Source organism: Cetobacterium sp. 2A (assembly GCF_014250685.1).
Taxonomy (GTDB): domain Bacteria; phylum Fusobacteriota; class Fusobacteriia; order Fusobacteriales; family Fusobacteriaceae; genus Cetobacterium.
This window is the reverse complement of sequence record NZ_JACFAJ010000010.1, coordinates 49,082-68,716: the sequence shown is the minus strand read 5'-3', so window position 1 is coordinate 68,716 and position 19,635 is coordinate 49,082. Positions and strand designations below refer to the sequence as shown.

19 protein-coding genes are annotated in these 19,635 nt (G+C 26.1%); 4 read left to right on the top strand and 15 right to left on the bottom strand.

The genetic code is table 11. The features are described 5' to 3' along the window. Positions 1-2: 2 nt before the first annotated feature. The 8 genes from H3N56_RS11210 to H3N56_RS11175 all read right to left on the bottom strand — a co-directional run bounded on the left by H3N56_RS11210 (position 3) and on the right by H3N56_RS11175 (position 8,456). Positions 3-725 carry a hypothetical protein gene (locus H3N56_RS11210; protein ID WP_185881281.1) on the bottom strand — a complete coding sequence of 241 codons (723 nt, stop codon included), beginning with the start codon at positions 723-725 and terminating at the stop codon, positions 3-5. Between the two features lie 320 nt (positions 726-1,045). After that, positions 1,046-3,553 (bottom strand): autotransporter domain-containing protein, encoded by a 2,508-nt coding sequence (locus tag H3N56_RS11205; RefSeq protein WP_185881280.1) that lies wholly within the window; start codon positions 3,551-3,553, stop codon positions 1,046-1,048. 68 nt (positions 3,554-3,621) lie between these two features. After that, the gene (locus tag H3N56_RS11200) at positions 3,622-3,846 is read right to left on the bottom strand and encodes a hypothetical protein (RefSeq protein WP_185881279.1); all 225 of its coding nucleotides are present in this window, start codon (positions 3,844-3,846) and stop codon (positions 3,622-3,624) included. 24 nt (positions 3,847-3,870) lie between these two features. Continuing rightward, entirely contained in the window at positions 3,871-5,037 is a 1,167-nt protein-coding gene (locus H3N56_RS11195) for a hypothetical protein (protein ID WP_185881278.1), read from the bottom strand. A gap of 355 nt (positions 5,038-5,392) precedes the next feature. Further along, positions 5,393-6,556: a TrbI/VirB10 family protein gene (locus H3N56_RS11190; RefSeq protein ID WP_185881277.1), complete on the bottom strand. Its 1,164-nt coding sequence runs from the start codon at positions 6,554-6,556 to the stop codon at positions 5,393-5,395. A 3-nt stretch (positions 6,557-6,559) separates the two neighbouring features. Continuing rightward, on the bottom strand, positions 6,560-7,333 hold the full coding sequence (locus H3N56_RS11185) for a TrbG/VirB9 family P-type conjugative transfer protein (protein ID WP_185881276.1): 774 nt from the start codon (positions 7,331-7,333) through the stop codon (positions 6,560-6,562). A 44-nt stretch (positions 7,334-7,377) separates the two neighbouring features. Then, positions 7,378-8,052 carry a type IV secretion system protein gene (locus H3N56_RS11180; protein ID WP_185881275.1) on the bottom strand — a complete coding sequence of 225 codons (675 nt, stop codon included), beginning with the start codon at positions 8,050-8,052 and terminating at the stop codon, positions 7,378-7,380. 14 nt (positions 8,053-8,066) lie between these two features. Next, a complete protein-coding gene (locus H3N56_RS11175; RefSeq protein WP_185881274.1) occupies positions 8,067-8,456 on the bottom strand; it encodes a hypothetical protein in 390 nt (129 codons plus the stop codon). A 176-nt stretch (positions 8,457-8,632) separates the two neighbouring features. Here H3N56_RS11175 and H3N56_RS11170 point away from each other — a divergent pair, with 176 nt between their 5' ends. Next, complete coding sequence (locus tag H3N56_RS11170; RefSeq protein ID WP_185881273.1) at positions 8,633-9,205, top strand: tyrosine-type recombinase/integrase; 573 nt, start codon at positions 8,633-8,635, stop codon at positions 9,203-9,205. A 60-nt stretch (positions 9,206-9,265) separates the two neighbouring features. On the opposite strand, the gene H3N56_RS11165 is transcribed toward H3N56_RS11170, so the two are convergent. From H3N56_RS11165 to H3N56_RS11135, 7 genes are all read right to left on the bottom strand, one after another. After that, the gene (locus H3N56_RS11165; protein ID WP_185881272.1) at positions 9,266-9,610 is read right to left on the bottom strand and encodes a hypothetical protein; all 345 of its coding nucleotides are present in this window, start codon (positions 9,608-9,610) and stop codon (positions 9,266-9,268) included. Between the two features lie 3 nt (positions 9,611-9,613). Further along, complete coding sequence (locus H3N56_RS11160; RefSeq protein ID WP_185881271.1) at positions 9,614-11,206, bottom strand: HAMP domain-containing sensor histidine kinase; 1,593 nt, start codon at positions 11,204-11,206, stop codon at positions 9,614-9,616. A gap of 2 nt (positions 11,207-11,208) precedes the next feature. Further along, positions 11,209-11,856: a response regulator transcription factor gene (locus H3N56_RS11155; RefSeq protein ID WP_185881270.1), complete on the bottom strand. Its 648-nt coding sequence runs from the start codon at positions 11,854-11,856 to the stop codon at positions 11,209-11,211. A gap of 37 nt (positions 11,857-11,893) precedes the next feature. Next, on the bottom strand, positions 11,894-12,325 hold the full coding sequence (locus H3N56_RS11150) for a CAP domain-containing protein (protein ID WP_185881269.1): 432 nt from the start codon (positions 12,323-12,325) through the stop codon (positions 11,894-11,896). 39 nt (positions 12,326-12,364) lie between these two features. Next, positions 12,365-13,051 (bottom strand): outer membrane beta-barrel protein, encoded by a 687-nt coding sequence (locus H3N56_RS11145; protein ID WP_185881268.1) that lies wholly within the window; start codon positions 13,049-13,051, stop codon positions 12,365-12,367. A gap of 64 nt (positions 13,052-13,115) precedes the next feature. Beyond that, entirely contained in the window at positions 13,116-13,751 is a 636-nt protein-coding gene (locus H3N56_RS11140) for a hypothetical protein (protein WP_185881267.1), read from the bottom strand. Further along, a complete protein-coding gene (locus H3N56_RS11135) occupies positions 13,733-16,216 on the bottom strand; it encodes a MobA/MobL family protein (RefSeq protein ID WP_185881266.1) in 2,484 nt (827 codons plus the stop codon). Before H3N56_RS11135 ends, H3N56_RS11140 begins: the two co-directional genes overlap by 19 nt. A gap of 670 nt (positions 16,217-16,886) precedes the next feature. Here H3N56_RS11135 and H3N56_RS11130 point away from each other — a divergent pair. From H3N56_RS11130 to H3N56_RS11120, 3 genes are all read left to right on the top strand, one after another. Beyond that, positions 16,887-17,081 (top strand): AbrB/MazE/SpoVT family DNA-binding domain-containing protein, encoded by a 195-nt coding sequence (locus tag H3N56_RS11130; protein WP_185881265.1) that lies wholly within the window; start codon positions 16,887-16,889, stop codon positions 17,079-17,081. A gap of 313 nt (positions 17,082-17,394) precedes the next feature. Beyond that, entirely contained in the window at positions 17,395-18,270 is an 876-nt protein-coding gene (locus H3N56_RS11125) for a replication initiation protein (RefSeq protein ID WP_185881264.1), read from the top strand. Positions 18,271-18,458: 188 nt separating this feature from the next. Next, the gene (locus tag H3N56_RS11120; RefSeq protein ID WP_185881263.1) at positions 18,459-19,613 is read left to right on the top strand and encodes a ParA family protein; all 1,155 of its coding nucleotides are present in this window, start codon (positions 18,459-18,461) and stop codon (positions 19,611-19,613) included. Positions 19,614-19,635: the final 22 nt, after the last annotated feature.

Sequence of the window (19,635 nt, the reverse complement as noted above, 5' to 3'; positions counted from 1 at the left end):
TCCTATATTTTTACGTTTTGATTTAAAACTTTATTATTGTTGTAATCATAAAAGATTATATTTTTTGCGTGTTGTGGTATTTCAACATCTATAACTGTTTCGTTTCCATTAAATAGCCTTCCAACAGGATATAAAACTGGTAATAAAACATTATTTGAATCTGTAAAACCTACAGCTAGTTCATATCCTCTCCCTGTCGAATTTTTGACATTTGACTTAAATTTTCTAAGTCCATCTTTTTCATAAAATTTTTGATTAGAAAGTTCAAACTTCTTATTCAAATCTCCTACATATGCAAATATTTCAAGCTCCAATGCCTGTTTTATTTCAAATGTTGAACTTGTTTTTCCTATTTTATTTTCTTTTAAACTAGGTGATTTTAAAGGCTTCACTCCAAGTAAGAAAGAATACTCTCCATCAACTAAACTTGAATCACTATTAACATAAACTTTAAAGGATTTCTCTTCTAAAGGTTCTACTGTTAAAATTTTTGGATAAATCGTAACTAAATCAGAAATATCAGTAGTTTTTCCAGTTTTTTTAGCTTCGATCTTGTATCTGATTGGTTCTTTTGAAGTATTAACAAGTGTAAATTCTCCATATCCTCCATTGTCATCTATTCTTTTGTCATAATTTAAAGGATAAAACTTTAGAGCATAACTCGGAATGACATTCAGAAAAAACATAAAAGTAAAAAAAAACGGTAATATGTATTTTTTTTGCATTTTCTCCTCCAATTTATTTTTATATAAAAAAAATCCCACAAAAATAGACACTTAAAAACTTCTTAAGTATTTACTTTTGCAGGATTACGGCTTTTCACACGATTCCCTACTAAAATATTCAATTTAAAACTAAACTTACTGTACAAAGATTACGGCTTTCCACACGATTCCTTTACACAGCTTTTATATACTGCTATTTTTTTTACAACTACTACAAACTATGATCTTCTTTGTAAAATTTACTAAATCATAGTCTGTATTCCCACAATGTTCACATTCAAACATAATATTTACCTATCATCCTTTTTTGTTGAGTTTTTTTAAAATTTATACGTCATTCCTGCTGTTCCTAGATACTCAGAATCAAATAAATATTTGTATTCAACATATCCAGTTAGTCCATTCTTTTCAAGTTCTAACTTAACCCCTAAATCTTTATATGAATCTTTATCATATTTAGATACTTCAACTGTATCAGAACTTATATTTTTTAATTTAATATCCATAGAATCATATGGGTTCCCTAACTCATGTAAATAACTTCCAAATGCTTTTAAAGTACCTTTTACAGAGTTAAAAGTAAATTCTTTTCCTACTTCAATTCCGGCTCCTGCTTCTACAGACCAAACATTTTGTTTTTCAATATCTAATCCATAATTTCCATTTTCAGAAATAGAATCTTGCATTAAATAAGTTGTATTTAATTCAAGTCTAGGTTTGATAAATAGTGAATTTATAAAATATTCTTTAGATAGAATATTATTTAATCCTATCCATTTATTATCCATATCTCCTTTTTGATGTCCATATATATCACCAAAGTTTAAATCTCTTTTTATATCTCCAGAAGATAATCCAAAGAATAAGTTATTTACTAATTGAACATTATTATTCTTGTATATAGAGTAAATATTTAATTGTCCAAATGTATCCTCTCTTTTTGCATTATCCATATCAAACTTTGCATTGAGAGTTCCAATGTTTGCAACTGCTCCTAATCTTAAATTAGTTTTAACTTGCTTGTCGGCTCCTAAGAATACTGAACTAATATCTTCTTTGTATCCGCTTAAGTTTGAACTATCAGCTTCTATATGTTTGTAGTCAATTCCGCCTATCACTCTCAACTCTTTATCAGAGCTTTGATTAAAAATGTTATTAACCAATGTACTTCTGTTAAACCTAAGCATTTCTAATGTTTGTTTCTTAACATTTGGATAAATGTCATTTCCGAAAATATTATTAACCGATCTTGTAAACTCTTTTTCATTATCTATTAATTTTAAATTGTTGTATAACTCTTGTCTTAAAATATTTCCATCAACATAATTATTTTCTAAGTAACTTGCAAATTCTGAATTATCTAAAATCTCATTGAAATTTTTTCTACTTAACTCAGTCTTAGAATTATTTACATCATACATAATAGAGTTTGATAATACTTCTCCATCATGATCTTTTATATTTATATTTTCTTCAGACAAGATAATTCTATCTTCAAAATTATTCTTCGCATAATCACCTGATAAGAATAAATCTCCTACAAATTTATCCACATCTAGTTTTGCATTTATTCCCTGAATAAATTTTCCACCATCATTGATAATTACTTCTGATGGAGCTTCATCTACTCCAGTTATTGTTCCTGTTATATTCTCAATAACTCCACCTGAATCAGAAATTACTCTTCCATTAACTATTCCCTCATTTACAAATTTAGCAGCTCTTCCAGTAACACTAACTAATCCATAAATAACTCCAGTCTCACTATTTTTAGCAAGAGTTTTTTCTCCATCATAAGACATTGAACTCATTGCATATGCGGGTCCCTCTAATAATCCACTCGGATTATCTGAATATACCCATGCTTTTATAGTTCCATTATTTATTACTGTTCCCCCATTTCCTGCTGTCATTCCTACTCTTTGTGTTTCAATCATTCCATTATTTACAGCAAGAGAATTACGATTGATAGCCCACATACTCGAAAACATATTTTTTATTATTCCGTTATTTATTAATGTTGCTCCTGACACAGTAGCCATTCCTACTCCTGACTGTAGGGGCGTATTACTGTTCGACTCTATAATTCCAGAATCACTATTTACTACTGTTCCAGATTCAGCATAAATTGCTACGCCTCCTGGAATGTCAGCTTCTCCATCATTTTCTATATCATGACCAGTTCCTTGAATAAAAATTCTTCCATTATTTATTGTTTCTCCTGACTTTTGATATATTCCAAAACCTTCACCTTTTAAAAGACTTTTACTTAAAGCTCCATTTGTTGTTATGTTTCCATTATTTATAAATTTTCCACCATCAACAAAAGCACCTGAAACAATTTTATTATAGCTTCTATCAGGATTAAGAATTATATCCGAAGTTATATTTAAGTCCCCATTATTCACTAATTCTTTTCCAGTTTCAATTGTTAAAGCACTCATATTCCCTAATGTCCCTGTAGAATCTAAAACAATATTTCCCGTATTTATTATCGGTGGTAATGGTGGAACAACTGGGGGTAATGGTGGGTCTATTGGAGGCTCTGGAACTATTGGTGGTAACGGAGGATTCACTGGTGGTTCTGGAACCACTGGTGGATTAATATTCTCATTATTTAATTTGAAATCTAATATATTTTTAATACTTTTATTTTCTAGCTTAGAGAATAGTGAATTTACAAATATCATCAGTTCTGTATCTTCACTTTTTTTTATAATAATGTTTTCTTCAGAATATGCAAATCCCCCCGTCATTAAAAAAGTTACTAACAGTGCTAACGAATAACTTTTTTTCCCTTTTATATACCCTTTAATTTTCTTTAACATAACCCCTCCCAAATTTCTCTTTTTCTTCTACCAAGATTCTATCAAGCATAACATTGAATCTACAACATTTATAAACAATCCGTTTCAAGTAAAATATTTACATCATTTGGTTTGAAATCTAAAGTAACCGACATTAATACAGGTTGTCCATTTACAACTTGATACGTCAATGAATGTTTATAGAACTTAGTTATTACCTCTAGCAACTTTGGCTCTTTATAAAGTAACGCTTTACCAACTTTGTCTACAAATTTATTTGATCCTTTTGATATTTCATCACGAGTATATCTCATCTATATCCCCACCTATTCTATTTTTTAAGCTCCTTTTTTAAGTAAATAATATTGTTTCAATATTTCATACTTAGTTTTAGTTCTAGCCATAACTTTTGCTGTTGCCTGTCCATAATCCCTTAAAGATATTTCATATGCTTTATTTTCTATATCTATTTTCTCCTTTTCAGAAAGTTTATCAAATAAATTATCCAGTTTTTCTCTAAGCCTCAAAGCTTCTTCTTTTTCCTTTTCTGCTTGAAAATTTAATTCCAAAGCCTCATAATTTATTCTTGCCCCCCTGACTGTTTCCCCCTTCTTTAAAGATTTTTCTTCTTTTGTCAAAATCCAATTTTGTTCTAAAGCTTTGTATATAAATCCGGATCCTTTTTGATGTTTGTTAGCATAATTAACAACTTCTTTAATTTTTTCAAGATGCAAATCTCTATTCTCAACTAAAAACATAATATTTTTACAAGTTACTATATCTTTAATTTCTTCATGTAAGTATTTTTTAATATCTTTAATTTTTAAACTAAGAGAACCACCACTATTTTTAATTTTATCAATAACAGGCTCTATATAATTTATATTATCTTGCTTAGTAGTAGTTGTATTCTCTTGGTAATCTTCTGAAGTAATCTCTTGTATATTAGAGAACTTCCCAATAGGAGTTTCCAGAACTGCCGTATCAGAGTTTCTAGAACTTCCCAATGGGAAGTTCTGGGATTTTTTACTAGAAAAAGACTTTGGTTCGTCATCATAATCAATTTTTCTAGAATTTAACTTTTGGGCTAGCGAATCTACTAATTTATGATTTCTATAGTAATACGTCTTTCTAGTTTGTCTATCTGAATAACAACAATAATAGTATTCAGTGTCATCTTTTTTAAATTTTGAAATAGCTTTATCAAATTCATGTTTTGAAGTATAAGCTACTCCTATTTTTGCAAAAGCAGTTCTAAAAGACTTTGATGAAATTTTTAACTCTTCTATCCAAGAGTCTCCATCTTTATATCCAAATGTATTTTTTTCATTTCCATCCTTATCTAACTTTGGAATAGGCTCTAAAAATTTAAAAAAAGGTTTGTAATCCATTCTTCCAAACCAATATTCCAGCTGAGTCATAACAATAGATGCCGTAACTTCATTCCCCAGTTCTAATGATAATTCTGGGTAATAAGGTATTCCTCTCAAACTTAAAAAACTCATTTTTTCCTCCTGTTGGAGAACCGCCAAGTATCTCCATTTTATTTTATTAATTGCTACTCTCAAGCGTTAGATACTTGGCTATCGCTTGAAAGCACCAATTAAAATCCTACATCCAAGTAAGCATAAATTTTCCTTTTAAGCTTTAAAAACAGACTACTAAACTTCTCACATTTTTATTAACTGCTGCCCTCAAGCATTAGATACTTGGCTATTGCTTGAGAGCACCAATTAAAATCCTACATCCAAGTAAGCATAATTCTTACTCCTTCTAAACACTAGCGATTTTCTAAAAAAAATCTGTTTGGGATTATTTTTTTATTAATGATTCTCAGATAAAAAAATAACCCCTCTATTTTTAGTTACTATACGCCTCTAATATTAAGTCCTTATCAATAAACAATCCAACTGAATATCCTTGCCTTATTTTCAAGCTTGGTTGTACATTTAACAACTTATTGGCATAGCTATTCCCTACATTTAGGGCTTGTGTTCCTCCGCCATCTATTGCATCATTTCTCCAATTTTCACCATCTTCTGAATCATTTTTTACAGCCCCTGTTCCCATTCCTAAAATTGCTGACATAACAACAGAACTAAATACTTTTGCTATCTTACTATCTACTTTATCAGTAACTCCACTAGCACCTAATTTATCAACGCCTTTCATGGATCCAATATTGATAGATTTTTGATTTGGTAAAGTAATTCTATTGAATACAACCTGAGCTCTTTCTTGTCCAAAACTAACATTTGAATTGTACTTTCCTATAACTCTACTTCCCGAAGGTATAAGTAATATACTTCCAGTTTTAGAATCGTAAATATCCCTTTTTACAACCGCTGTTATATCTCCTGCTATATCTGTATTTATAGCAGTTTCTAATGTTAAGGGAACTATTGTTCCTCCCTTAACCTCGTAATTAGATATTGCATGTTGTAGCTGATTTTTTAAAACAAATTCATCTACATTTGAAGATAAAAAAAACTTTTCTTTTGCTTCTTGTAAATTTGGATCTTCTTTTGGAAAAGGTGGTAATGGTGGAATAACTAATCCTTCATAACCAGTTTTTTCTTTTTCATATCTTAATTCTTTTCCTCTATCCTGCTCTACTAAATTTATAGGTGTTCTCTCTCTTACTTTTAATCTTTCTATTCTTTCCTGCTCCAAAGCTAGAGATAATCTTTTTAGCTCATATTCTTGTTGCAGTCTAATTTTATTTAGTTCTTCTTCTCCAGATTCTTCTCTCGCAGCAATCTTGCCACCTTCTTGCAAAACTGGATTTGAACCTATTATTTCTTTCAATTCTTCAGTTGTTCCAGCAACCACTTCTGATTCTTCAATTTTTTCTGCTGTTTGAATATTTTTATTAGTATTTTTATTATTTTTTCTATCTACAGTAAGAAATGAAATCAGTATAATCAGAGTTATTATTAAAATTGCTATTGCTATATTTTTATAATTAATTCCTTTTTTATTCTCTGGTTTTGGGATTTTATTTAATATATCCTTTTTATTCATCCTCTACCTTCTTGACTTATTAATTATTTTAATTTTCTTTTTATGAAGAGTTAAAACTCCCTCTTCAAAAATCTGATCTATTGTTATTACCTTTTGACCATTTCTATTCTCTGAAATTCTAAATAATCCAATCTCTAACTCTTTATCTCTTTTAATATAAAACGTTGGAATATCTTTATCTTCTACTGATAAAAAAATCATTGTTTGTTTTCCATTATCAATAATATTTGTAGGAGCCCAAGAATATTTTCTATCCCATTTATAGTTCATATTAATATTTTGAATATTGTCTACTCCCAATCTAATTCTTTGTTTCTCTTCTTCTCTTTTCATTAATTCATAATTTTGAATTAATTGTTGCTCCTCTTGAGGATAAACAAACTTAATTACAGGATTATATGCTCTCGATTTTATTATTTTTAACTTAAAGTAATAATTTCTCTTTGTTGTTGATACAAAAAGTGTAGACTCTGGTGGATAAATTCTCGCTCCATCAGATGAATATTCCTCTTCTGGTGCTTTTAAATAAATTTGGTTAGAATTTATAATTCCAGACCACGCAGGGTCAGAAAGAGAGTAATTCTTTACTTCTTCTCCATCTCCAAATACAATTGCTGTACCCATCATAGCTTCTCCATAAACTTCATATACTACATCAGATTTGTAAACTACTTTTATAAACTTTCTCTTCATTGCTTCTTGTTTTAAAGACACAATATTTTCAGAAAATCCTAGAGAACTAACTGCTATAAATAACCCAATTATTATTTTTTTCATTCTTTATATTGCTAATAACTAGCAATATTCACCTCCTAATTTACCTATAACATCTCACTTTTTTGGACAAAATCTGTTATTATAAGACCTAATGGATTTAAATGTAATTCTTTAGAGTTTTCTATATCTTTAAATGCTATTGAAAATAATCCGTTGTAATTAATTGTGCTCTCTATTTCCCCCGTTCTTTTGAATGTTGTTTGACTCCATCTTAATTGATAAGTAGAGTCATTAATTTTTATTCCAGTATTAAATTTTACTTCTACTGTTTTTCCCAATTTTACTTTTTCAGCATACTTTTCAGATTTTAAGTAATTATCAATTTTTATTGAAGTATTTCGTGACAAGTATGACAAACTTTTTTTATAGTTCTTTTCATATATATCTGTATTTCTTGTTAAGTTCTTCGTATTTGATATAACTTCATTAAGAAAGTAAATAATTTGTTCTTCAGAAGCTTTCTTTTGAGTTTGTGCAACGTCTGAAACATTTCCAACAATACTATAGTTATTACCATTTTTCTCTATTACAAAAGTTTCAACCTTATTAGTTACTGAAATTTTAATTAAACCACCTATCAATAATGCGATTATAACTATTAATGAAAAACTTGTTTTTCTCCAATTATTTGCATTAACAGATAACTCGAAATACTTATCTTTTTCTATTTCGGATCCATTTATCTTAGGAATTTTTTTCATTCCTTTCCATTTAAACATTTATGACTACTCCTTTAAAATATAGCTCCACTTGTAACTACTCCAAACTTTTCTGCAAACCAATCTAAATTTGCAATAACTATTCCAACTACTACAAACCATGAAGCTGTTCCTACTGCATCTCCTCTTCCACTTTTATGAAAAACCATAGCAGTCACTAAACTTCCTAAAACAATTGATCCTCCTATTACTTTAGTTATCATCAATCCAAATTCAATTTTATCGGAAAATGGTAATGACGCACTTGCAAAACTTAAGTTATTAGATAACACAAATACCATAAGAAATATTGCATATACAGTGTTATTTTTAAAGATAGTTTTTAAATCTTTCCCCCTTCTTATTTTTGTTTTTTTAAACTCAAATTCTTTTTGAGTGTTCGCTTTTTTTTTCTTAAAAAACATCTAAAACCTCCCTAAAATTAAGTAAGTATATATTCTGTATAGAATATATACTTACTTAATCCATTTTAATTATATATAGTACTCAATTTTTGGTTGTCTTTTATTAGGAAAACTAATAAACTGTAAGATGGTGTTTTTTTTACATTACAAAAAATAAAGCTACAAAAGGAGTTTTTATGGCAAAAGGACAATTAGTAAAATATGTCCCCGAAGAAGATATACAAAGAATATTGGATTATTTTAAAGAAAAAAATCTAATCGTAATGTATTCTATCTCTACCGTATGCTTAAACACCGGACTTAGAGTTTCGGATGTTTTAGGTTTAGAGTTTAGCAATCTAGAGAATACCTCCCTTAAGGAAATCAAAACTAAAAAAATGAAAGATTTAACATTTAACTATAAATGTTTAGAATGTTTTGATCTCTTAAAAGAATTTTATAAACAAAAGGGGTTTAAAAACTATGATTCTGGATTTGTTTTTAAATCTATGATTCGACCTAGATCAGCTATTACTTATCAAGGTGTCAATTTTAGGATGAAAGAAATGAAAAAAGAATTAAATATCAACTATCCCATGAACACTCACTCCTTCAGAAAGGCATGGGGAAGGAAAGTCTACTACAGCTTCAACAAAGACCTAGCTTTAGTTATGAAAGCTCTAAATCATGTCGATCCTGCTGTGACATTACGATATATCGGTATAGACGAAGATGATCTAAGTAAAATTTATAAAAATGTAATTTTTTAAAATATTTTATAACAAAAAAGTGTACTGTCAAATTTGAACAGTACACTTTTAAAAATCTTATTATATTTTTTCCCTTTTTATATAAATAACCTCATCATCTAAAATAACACTATCTTTTTTTATAGTAATATTTATATCTTTATATTTCGTTTCTGTTTTTAAATAAGAAATTATTTTCTTTGATAAATTTTCAAGTTCTTCTTTATTTGGAGCTTTTAAACTATCAATTTCAACTTCTATATTTATAGACTCTCCTGATATATTTACATCATATTCTATTTTAGTTTTTGTTTTTAAAATATATTCTAATTCGCTTTCTATCCTCTCTTCCATAACTTCATTTGGAGATTCTACACCCATTCCAAAACTAAAAATCAATATAAATAATAATAATGTTTTCTTCATAATTTACTCTCCTTTTGTTATATAAATATTAAATTTAACACCTATCTTTGTATTTTCAACACTAAAACCAAACTTGTGAGCCTTTAAAATTTCAGATGATATAAAAAGTCCTAAACCTCTACCTTCTCCATTTGTAGAATAAAACTTACTCCAAATTTTTGTAATTGTATCGTCTGAAATTTGAGGTCCATCATTTTCAATACTCAAAATAATTAAATCCATTTTCTTATCAAAGTTAATTCTGATATTCTGTTTTGCAAATTCAACAGAATTTCCAAGTATATTTAATATAACTTGTTTTAATTTTTCACGATCTCCTCTAACCCAAATGTCTTTTTGGTTTATAAAATCAATTCTAATATTTTTTAATTCTTTTTCATATATTTTAAGAGCCGTTTCAATTTCATAATTGATATTAAATTTAGATTTTATAAGAATTATTTTTTCATTTTTATTTTCCTTATTTATCAAGTTGTTAGCTAATGTTAATAATCTTTTACCTTCAGAATTTATAATTCCTAATTCTTCAGAATTTTTTTCACATAAAAGTATATCACTAAAGCCAATAATTGCAGATAATGGTGTTTTTATTTCATGCATAAAAAGTTTAATTCTTTCTTCTAAAACAACTTGTGAATTCCTATTATTTTTTAATTCATCCTTATAAAGTTGAATAACTTCCTTTAAATTATCATTCATTTTAAATAATGTTTTATATAAATTTCCTATCTCATCATTTTTATTATAAATTATTTTTTCATTAAAATTTAGATTCCCTATATTTTTAGTTATTCTTGAAAGTGTTGTGATAGGTTTTATTATTTCATTATCTAAAATTTTTCCAACTAAAAAAACCATTAAAATTATTAATAATCCTTTTAGATAAAAAAATGATTTCATAGTTGGAAAAATATCATTTATAGTTTCATATGAATAAAATATAATTACTTTAAATTCATTAATATTCTTAGTTATAATTCTAAATTCATCTTCATTATTGGAGTCCATATAATCTCTATTTTGGACTTTATTTATATCTATTTCCAATAACATCTCTAAAAAATCATCACTTTGACTTGATTTTTCGTTAGATTGGCTTAATTTAGTTATAACTCCTTTCAAATCAATAACATTTTCTTTCAAATAATTAAACTTATAATCTTTAAACTTTTGGTCATCTTTTATTATTTCAATCGGAATGTAATATTGATTCAAAACTTTTATAGCTTTTATTTTTACTTTATCATCTTTTTCTAAATTAAATTTTTCAATTGAGTAAAGATTATCTAAAAATGCATCCAATAATATTACTTCTTCTTTTTCATTATTTTCAATAGTTAAGTAATTAAAATTATTAATATTTATTATTTTATCTCTTTCCATAACAATAACAAATGCTTTATTATTTTTTTGGTATTCCTTTAGAAGTTTCATATCTAAAATATCACCTTGGATAAAATTTATATTGGATAATTCTCTCACTTTACTATATCTAAAATATTTTTCGAAATATATATCTCCTAGAAAAAACTCCAAAACCAAAGTAAAAAATAAAATTCCTAAAAGAATTGCAATAAGTTTATTCTTTAATTTCATATTTATACCTCAAACTTATAACCTAATAATTTGACCGTTTTTATAAATTTTGAATACATTCCGATTTTTTCTCGAAGCTTAGTTATATGTTTATCAACCACTCTATCGTGTCCAAAATAATCATACCCCCATACAGCATCTAATATTTGAGTCCTACTTTTTACTACCCCTATATTTTCTTCTAAGTAGAATAATAATTCTCTCTCTTTTGTACTTAAATGTATTTCTATTTCATTAATTTTAATTCTTCTACTAAACTTTTCTAAGGACAATCCTTCATATTTTTTAGGTAAATTTTTTTTACTTAAAAATCTTTTTACAATTGAAACTAATATATCTTTTGAAAAAGGTTTAACTATATATCCATCTGCTTCATTCTCATATGCAAGAATTTGATTTTTTTCATCTGATAATGCAGTTAAAAATATAATTGGAATTTGTGAAATCTGTCTAACGGCCTTTATAAACTCTAATCCATCCATGTTAGGCATCATTATATCAAGTAAAATAAGGTCATATCTATTTCCAGAGATTATTTTTTTTAAACCTTCAATACCATCTGAAGCCTCTTCTATTTTAAGTCCCTCTTTTTCTAAAATAACTCTTACAAGTTTTCTAATATTCTCTGTATCCTCAACTAAAAGTATCATTATTTTTCCTTTCTCTAAATATTTAAGATTATAGAGATTAACTTCCTATAAACATTTGAGTCCATATGTTATCCCCATACTCATCTCTTGAAATACCCATCTCTTCGAATCTTGGATTTAATATATTCTGCCTATGTCCCTTTGAATCCATCCAACATTTTACAACATATTCAGGTGTATCTTGGCCTTTCGCTATATTCTCTGCCGCTGTCCTATATTTTATATTATACTTTTTCATTAAATCAAAAGGCGATCCATAACTTGGAGAGTTATGATTAAAATAATTATTTATATACATATCATCTGACTTAATTTTACTTATTTTATTTAATTTTTTATTTAACTTTATAGGTTTCAACCCTCTATCTCTTCTTTCTTTATTGACCATTTTAAGGACCATTTCTTGATCTCGAGAAAATCCAAACATTATTGTTGACATAATAAAAAATATACTTATTAACTTTTTCATCTTATTAGTACTTCCTTATTTAATATTTTATTAATTTAATTAAATTTTATAATTTAATATTAAAGATATTTTTTCATAATCAGCATCGTAGTCCTTATTTCCCACACTTAATTTTCCATTATTTACCTGATATAAAGTTTCTAAAGATAGGGATCTATATTCTAGACCTAATCCTGCTGAATAATATAATCCATTTTTTATTTTTGTTGATAGTTTGTATGATTCAAATACTTCTCCTCCTAAATCTGTATCTGTTAATTCATTTTCATGTTGCACATCATCAGAATATTCCAAATCTTCATTTCCAAAATTAAATGAATATCCTAAACTTGCTTTTAAGTAAGGTTTTATTAGCCAATTATTATTTAAAGTATATTTTCCAGTTAAATAAACTGGGATACTATCATATCCTTGAAAATCATTATAACCTTTAGAAAATTCGCTTTCAATTAAACCATTTAATTCACTACGTTCTATTTTGTTCCCCGATACTTTTGCGTGTTTTTGATAAGCTAATCCAATTCCTAATTCTAGTCTTTCAGTTATAGGTTTCATATATTCTAAACCTATTTCATACCCATAGTCTTCCGTATCTCCATCTGAATACGACCCTAAAGAACCTATTTTAGATTTAACATCTCCCCCTACTCTCACATTTAAATTCCCAGCTGCTAAAGACAATGTACTTAAAGTTCCTAATAATAAAAATATTGATATTTTTTTCATAAAATAATTTCCTCCATATTGATTTGAGAGTATTTTAATATATCAATATCTCTTTTATATCCCTTTATTTATTTATTTTTAAAATATTTAAAACCTCACTATATTCATTTAATTTTAAAGTATGAATATTTTTATTATACTTTTCTCTTAATATTCTGGTTAAATCTATTCTATTTTCAATAGAAATTCTCAGCAATTCCATTTTATTTTCATTTGATATAGTACTAACCTCTTTTTTTAGTATCATTTCTCCTTTTTTTCTATATCTCATTTTTTCTTCCAAAGAGAGAGTTGTATATTTATTTAAAAACCCTAAAATTATTCTTGGATTTTCTAAATGAATTTTTAGTTTTTCTAACAAAGCTCCTTTTCTTATCATTTTATAAAACATATTTCTTTTCTCTAATTTATCTGATGAATATTTTGTTTCTTTCTTTGCCAAGAGAATCTCTTCTCCCTCAAAGAAAAGTTTTTCTTTTTTTAAAGAAGATAATTTCTTGTACTCGTTTAAAAATCCTATCATTTCTTCCTGTTCCTCATCCAATAAACTTAAAATGGAGAATAAGGTTCCTAGTTCTATTAATTTTATCTTTCTTTTCTTACGGTTCCCTAAATATAATTTTTTTATATTTCTTTTTAATTCAACAATTACCTTCTCTTTTGCTTTTATTCTTCGTCTTATTAAAGTGAGTTCTCCCATTCTCTTCTCCTTCTTTTTCTTTCCTCTCGATCTTCAAAATCTATTCGCCCCGTTGCCAAGATTTTCAATCTCTTATAAGCATTTGGAATTGGGAATCCTCTTCGTATCCTTTTTATTTTAGGTCTTTTATTTATTTTAAGTAAAGATTTAAAACAAACATTCAGTTGTTCTTTAGCTCCAGATAACTTCGTTTGAATATCTATTTTATCTTCTCTGATGAGTTGTTTTTCTATTTTTATTTGTTCATCTGTTATTTTATAAGCATTTTCAAATTCATAAATCTTTTCTTTTGATAACCCCATCATTATTTTATTCTCCATAGTACATCTGTTACAGTTGATTTCTGTTTCGTAATGCTTAATATTATTTTTTTCTTTTAAATATAATCCATTAGTTAATTTATCTAAAATTCTATCTCTAATTAATTCATCTGTTATAATTAACTTTGATAACTCTTTACTACACTTCTCTGCTTCTAATTTAAAATCTAGTATTTGGTTCTTTAGCTCAAAAGAATATTCTTTTTTCTTATCAGGAGTCAAGCTTTCAACAGGTGCGTGAATTAGTTTAAATTCTTTTAAATCAATTCCTTTTGCTTCTTTAAAAAGCTGTTCTAATTCAACGTTATACTTTATTTTTTCAATGAAACTATGTCCCTTATTTATATTTTCATAAGTTTCTTTAAGGGATTTAACTTTATCAATCATTTTATATTCTTTCATGTTTTTCAATTCTTTTATCATTAAAGAACTATAAGTTATTTTACCATTTATATCATCTTGTTTTTGTCGTAATATTTTATACTCTTTTCTTAATTTTGATGTCTGTTCTTCTAAAATTTTATTTATGTCATTTTTAATATCAAAGACATTAAATCCAGCTTCTCTTGAATTTATAGCAGTAGTTAATTTGTTTATTTTTTCTATATTATTCTCTTTTTCCAATTCAATCTTCCACTGTTGTAACTCTTTATATTGCTCAGCAGCTTTAGGATTTAGGTTAGAATATATTTCCACTCTATAATCTGCGTTTAATATTTCTTTAAATTCTTTTACTTTTTTATCAAGGAGCTCTTTTTCTTCCCTTAAGTTTTTAAGATATTCAAATGATTCATTCATAAATTGTATAGAAATTTCATACTTTTTAGGAGAATAATGAGAGTAAACTTCTTTAAAAGTGTTATTTCTTAAAAATTCTAAATCGTTTAATAGTATTTCTTTAGAATCTATATATTTTTGTTTAATTTTGACAACTGTTGCACCTAATTTTATATTAAATTTTTCATCATTTTTTAGTTTTTCAAAATATTTTTCTAATTCTAATTTTTCGTCTTTAAACCCAAAATCTTCTTTGCAGACTAACTTCTTATAAATATTATTTAATTCCTCTAGCTTTTTAATATTTTTTGAATATTCATTGCTTGTTAATATATTCAAAGCCCTATTATTATAATCTTCCTCTGTTAGTGCTTGTATTTTTCTAAGAGACGCCTCTTTTCTATCAATAAGTATCTTATTTTCAACAGAAGTTATAAATACATTCTCAAAATTAAACTGTTCTTGTTTTTCTTGAATGTCAAAAGAAGAAGGAACATACTCTTTCCCTTCTTTTTCATAGCAACTTTTTATAAATCTTTCTCTCGCTTTTTCATTTTCTTCCGCATAATTCTCACAACGTAGCTTAAATTCTTTCTCTTTCATCTCTTTTATCTTTATAGCATAATCATTAAACTCTAATATTTCTCCTACTAGCTCAGGGTTAGTTGAAAACTCTACAAACTTTCTATTGTAACCTATTGGATTTCTGTCTAACATTTCTGCTTTAATAAAATTTTCCTCTAGTAAAGCCTCTATTCTCTGATTTTTTAAGGATTTACAACTAATTAGTTCAATCTCTTTTTCTTTTAATTTATCATTTGCTATCTTCTCCCAAGTTTCTCTTATTTCATATAACTTAGAAAAACTTTTCCACTCCCTATTCTTTTTACAACCACCACGTTTAGGATATACAGGATTTGATCTTTTAAAAAATTTATCCGCTGCCCTCTCTATTCCATCAAGTTCCCTTTCTGAAAACATTATATGGCAATGTATATTATTCTTTTCATCCTTACTTGATGGTTTTGAATGTACTGCCAAAGAATATGGAAATTTATCTTCAAATATTTTTTTTGCAAATCTAGTCGCAAGTTCTATATTTTCCTCATCTGCCAACTCACATGGTAAAGAAAATTCTATTTCTCTAAATTGGTTTGAATTAGCTCTTTCATATATCTCAAGATTTTTCCAAAACTCAATAGGGTTTTCCTTCGCAAAACATGGCATATTACAATTTTCAGAATATAAAAGATCGTCATATTTTTCTTCCTTTTCCCAAGAAAAATTATCAATTCTTGCTATATATTCAAATTTTTTTAAAGGACTTCTGCCTTCAGCAGAAGAAACTTTTAAATTATATATTGCCATGTTTTCACCTCCCTATTTAAACACTCGCAAGAGTTCTACTTTAACTTCAAATTGAAGGATTAAAAGTAGCACGAAATATGAGTTTCTCCCATTTTAAAAAAATGGAATAGAGAAACGGCTAATCGTGAACTCTTTGAGTTTTGGTTTTATTATATCTTATGTTTTTTCTTTTTTCTATTTATATTTTTTCTTTATAATTTTATTATTACAAGATATTAGTTTAAAGCTATAACAGAACACCTATAAAATCAACGTTTTCTAATGTTCTTTTAAAGTTCTATTTTTTATTTCATACAATAATTTTAGAACAGTTTTTTTTATTGAAAATACCAGTAATTTCTAGGTTTATAGTATTGACTTTTTATAAAAAGTGTTTTATAATCATAGTATATATTCTATACATAATATATACTGTATTATTAAAGAACACTTTAATTTAAAATTTATTTTAATTTTGAAATAAGATTTTTAAGATTTATTTTAATAACTCTTGTAATTTTATAATTTATTTTACATGTTTTTTAATTTTAAAAACAGATTGAAACTATAGATTAATTTTTCTACTTTAGATTTAATATATTTTATTAAAATAATCAAAAAAAAGTATGTTGACGATTTAAAAAAAAAAGAATATACTCATCTTATTGACGTAACGTCTTTAGGAGGTCTCATGGAAAAAAGGGATTTAAAAATTATTTTTTCAAAAGGTGGTAGTGGAAGTATTTCCTCAAGGGTAACATTACCTATTAAATGGATTAAAAAAATGGGCTTAGAAATTTCAAATAGAGAACTTGAAGTTACTTTTAATGAAGAAAAAAATATTATTGAAATTAAACCAAAAAAAGAAAAAAATAGAGTAAGCTGACAAATATTTAGTCGAACCTGACAAATATTTAGAGTATTAAAAAAAAAGCTGACAAATATTTAGAGTATTATATATATATATAAACAAACCCAATAAAATCAATACTTTAGAACTGAGCTGACAAATATTTAGAGTATTTTTATAACCTGACAAATATTTAGAGTGGAGCTGACAAATATTTAGAGTGGAGCTGACAAATATTTAGAGTGGAGCTGACAAATATTTAGAGTTTCATGCATATAAGCTTTGATTTTATTGAATATTTAGCCATATAAAAGTATTAAAAGTTAAAAAATATAAAAAGGAGAAGTTAATGAAAAAACAACTAGATTTATTTAAACCATCTATAATTATAACTAATAATGTTCCATTAACTGCTTCACAACTAGATTTATTTAACTATTTTCTTAAAGGAGCATACGAACAACTTGAAAAAAATGTTTTAGTTGGTATTTTTAAATTTTCTGTTGAAGAAATAAAAGAAAATTGTAGTTCAAGACTTAATTCATATAATAAAATATTCGAAGAGGTAAAAGAAATATATGATAAACAATTTGAATTTAATATTTTAGGAAAAGATAAACAATCTGGAATTATATTATCACGTTTTATCCCCTCTATAGTTCAAAATAAAAATAATTTAATAGAAATAACATTAGAACCTATAACTATTAACGCTCTCCGAATGATGATAGCCAAAAAACAAAAAATAGATCTTCCTGGAATGCCCCATTCTGAATTGGAAATTTCACCTTATTTATCATTGAGTTATCAGGAACATAAAAATATAAAATTTTATCCAGCAAAAGTAATTTATGAAATTGTAAAAGATTATGAAGGATATCCTATTCCAGAAATAAATATAGATGATTTTAAAAAAATAACTGATACTCTTGATAAGTATACTACTACATATGCTACAATGGTTTTAAAAAAGATAGAAAATATTTTAAATGAAAATTATAATATAACTTTAAAACTAACTAGTATAAAACAGGGTAGAGTTATTACTGCTATAAAAATAGAAAGTGATTTAAATAGAAAAAAAGCAAAAGAAGTGACCTATGAAGAAATAGAAAATGAATATAAAAAATATCTCATTGCTGGTGGATTAGATCCAAATAAAAAATACCCTAAAGCTACTCTTTTAGGATATTTAAATAAAAAAAAATATAAATTAAAAGACTAAAAAATTCTAAGACAATATTTCAAATCTTTATAGATGAGATTAATTGTCTTTTTTATTTTATATTTTAAAAAAAATAAAATCTAGGGTTGACATAATTTAAAAAAAGAGTAGAATATATAAGAAGAGAGTATTAATAATTTTATATTGTTATTTATTAATTGAATAGAGATTTTAAGAAAAGAGGATTTATGATTAAAAAATTAATTTTTAAAAAAAAACAAGATGGTAGATTGAGCTCAATTGAAATATCTTTAAGTAAGAAAGAACTTGAATATTTAGAGATAGATTTAGTTTCACCTGAAATCAAATTTGAATATCAACAAAAAAAAATAATTATAAAAAAAGGAAATTTAGAAACAGAAATTCAAGAATATAAAAATGGAACCTTAATAAAATTATTAAAAAATTCAAAAATTTTAATAAACAAAGCGAAAGCATATAAAACTTTTAAAATAAGAATTCCTTTCTCTGTAATTGTTGATATGAATCTAACAGAAAAAGATAATGAAATAAAAATGATTCTTCAGAATAAAAAAATAATTATAAAAAAAATAGAGAATAAAAAGAGTGTAGAGGGAGATGATAATAAAATGGGAGAGATAATAACAATTAAAGTAAATAAAGGTGGAATTGGAAAAACATTTATCACATTGCAAATAGGATCATATCTCGCTTTAGAAAAAAATAAGAAGATTTTAATATTAACATCAGATTCACAAAATAATATAATAGATTATTCATTGAAAGAAGAAATATTTTTTGAAAAAGGATTAAAAGAATTTGTAAAGGGAGGAGAAGGAGAAATAATAAGATTAAGAAAAAATCTAGATTTTATTCCAACAGAAAGTTCAACTTTTGGGAGTCATTTTTTAATGAATTTACCAAATTTTTTGCTAGAAATGAAAAATAAGTATGACTATATCTTAATTGACAGTATTCCCACAATGAAAATAGATAGTGTTTTTGTAAAATGTTCAGATAAAATAATCATACCTTGTTTCTCTGATAATGTTACAATAAAAGGTGTAATTAATGTTGTAAATGAGGCTGGAAGTGATAAAGTTTTAGCAATAATTATGAACAAGTATGAAAATAAAAAAATACAGAAAAATCTTTTATCAGAATTAAAAGAAGTTGTAAACGATACTGATATTTTATTTCCTAATCCTATAAAAAGTTTATCTGAAATTGAAGAATTATTGCATAAAGGAAAAACTATCTGGGAATCAAATTCAATAAAATTGAGGGAGACAAAAGAAATATTTAGAGTAGTTGGAGAAGCAATAATTAATAAAAACTATAAAAAAGAACAAATAAAAGACGAGTTTGATATAAGTTTTTAGGAAAAGTAGTATGTTTAGAATT

Excerpts from the sequence above, each read along its gene's own strand:
- H3N56_RS11210 (WP_185881281.1), bottom strand. The coding sequence starts at position 725 with ATGCAAAAAAAATACATATTACCGTTTTTTTTTACTTTTATGTTTTTT.
- H3N56_RS11205 (WP_185881280.1), bottom strand. The coding sequence starts at position 3,553 with ATGTTAAAGAAAATTAAAGGGTATATAAAAGGGAAAAAAAGTTATTCG.
- H3N56_RS11200 (WP_185881279.1), bottom strand. The coding sequence starts at position 3,846 with ATGAGATATACTCGTGATGAAATATCAAAAGGATCAAATAAATTTGTA.
- H3N56_RS11195 (WP_185881278.1), bottom strand. The coding sequence starts at position 5,037 with ATGAGTTTTTTAAGTTTGAGAGGAATACCTTATTACCCAGAATTATCA.
- H3N56_RS11190 (WP_185881277.1), bottom strand. The coding sequence starts at position 6,556 with ATGAATAAAAAGGATATATTAAATAAAATCCCAAAACCAGAGAATAAA.
- H3N56_RS11185 (WP_185881276.1), bottom strand. The coding sequence starts at position 7,333 with ATGAAAAAAATAATAATTGGGTTATTTATAGCAGTTAGTTCTCTAGGA.
- H3N56_RS11180 (WP_185881275.1), bottom strand. The coding sequence starts at position 8,052 with ATGTTTAAATGGAAAGGAATGAAAAAAATTCCTAAGATAAATGGATCC.
- H3N56_RS11175 (WP_185881274.1), bottom strand. The coding sequence starts at position 8,456 with ATGTTTTTTAAGAAAAAAAAAGCGAACACTCAAAAAGAATTTGAGTTT.
- H3N56_RS11170 (WP_185881273.1), top strand. The coding sequence starts at position 8,633 with ATGGCAAAAGGACAATTAGTAAAATATGTCCCCGAAGAAGATATACAA.
- H3N56_RS11165 (WP_185881272.1), bottom strand. The coding sequence starts at position 9,610 with ATGAAGAAAACATTATTATTATTTATATTGATTTTTAGTTTTGGAATG.
- H3N56_RS11160 (WP_185881271.1), bottom strand. The coding sequence starts at position 11,206 with ATGAAATTAAAGAATAAACTTATTGCAATTCTTTTAGGAATTTTATTT.
- H3N56_RS11155 (WP_185881270.1), bottom strand. The coding sequence starts at position 11,856 with ATGATACTTTTAGTTGAGGATACAGAGAATATTAGAAAACTTGTAAGA.
- H3N56_RS11150 (WP_185881269.1), bottom strand. The coding sequence starts at position 12,325 with ATGAAAAAGTTAATAAGTATATTTTTTATTATGTCAACAATAATGTTT.
- H3N56_RS11145 (WP_185881268.1), bottom strand. The coding sequence starts at position 13,051 with ATGAAAAAAATATCAATATTTTTATTATTAGGAACTTTAAGTACATTG.
- H3N56_RS11140 (WP_185881267.1), bottom strand. The coding sequence starts at position 13,751 with ATGGGAGAACTCACTTTAATAAGACGAAGAATAAAAGCAAAAGAGAAG.
- H3N56_RS11135 (WP_185881266.1), bottom strand. The coding sequence starts at position 16,216 with ATGGCAATATATAATTTAAAAGTTTCTTCTGCTGAAGGCAGAAGTCCT.
- H3N56_RS11130 (WP_185881265.1), top strand. The coding sequence starts at position 16,887 with ATGGAAAAAAGGGATTTAAAAATTATTTTTTCAAAAGGTGGTAGTGGA.
- H3N56_RS11125 (WP_185881264.1), top strand. The coding sequence starts at position 17,395 with ATGAAAAAACAACTAGATTTATTTAAACCATCTATAATTATAACTAAT.
- H3N56_RS11120 (WP_185881263.1), top strand. The coding sequence starts at position 18,459 with ATGATTAAAAAATTAATTTTTAAAAAAAAACAAGATGGTAGATTGAGC.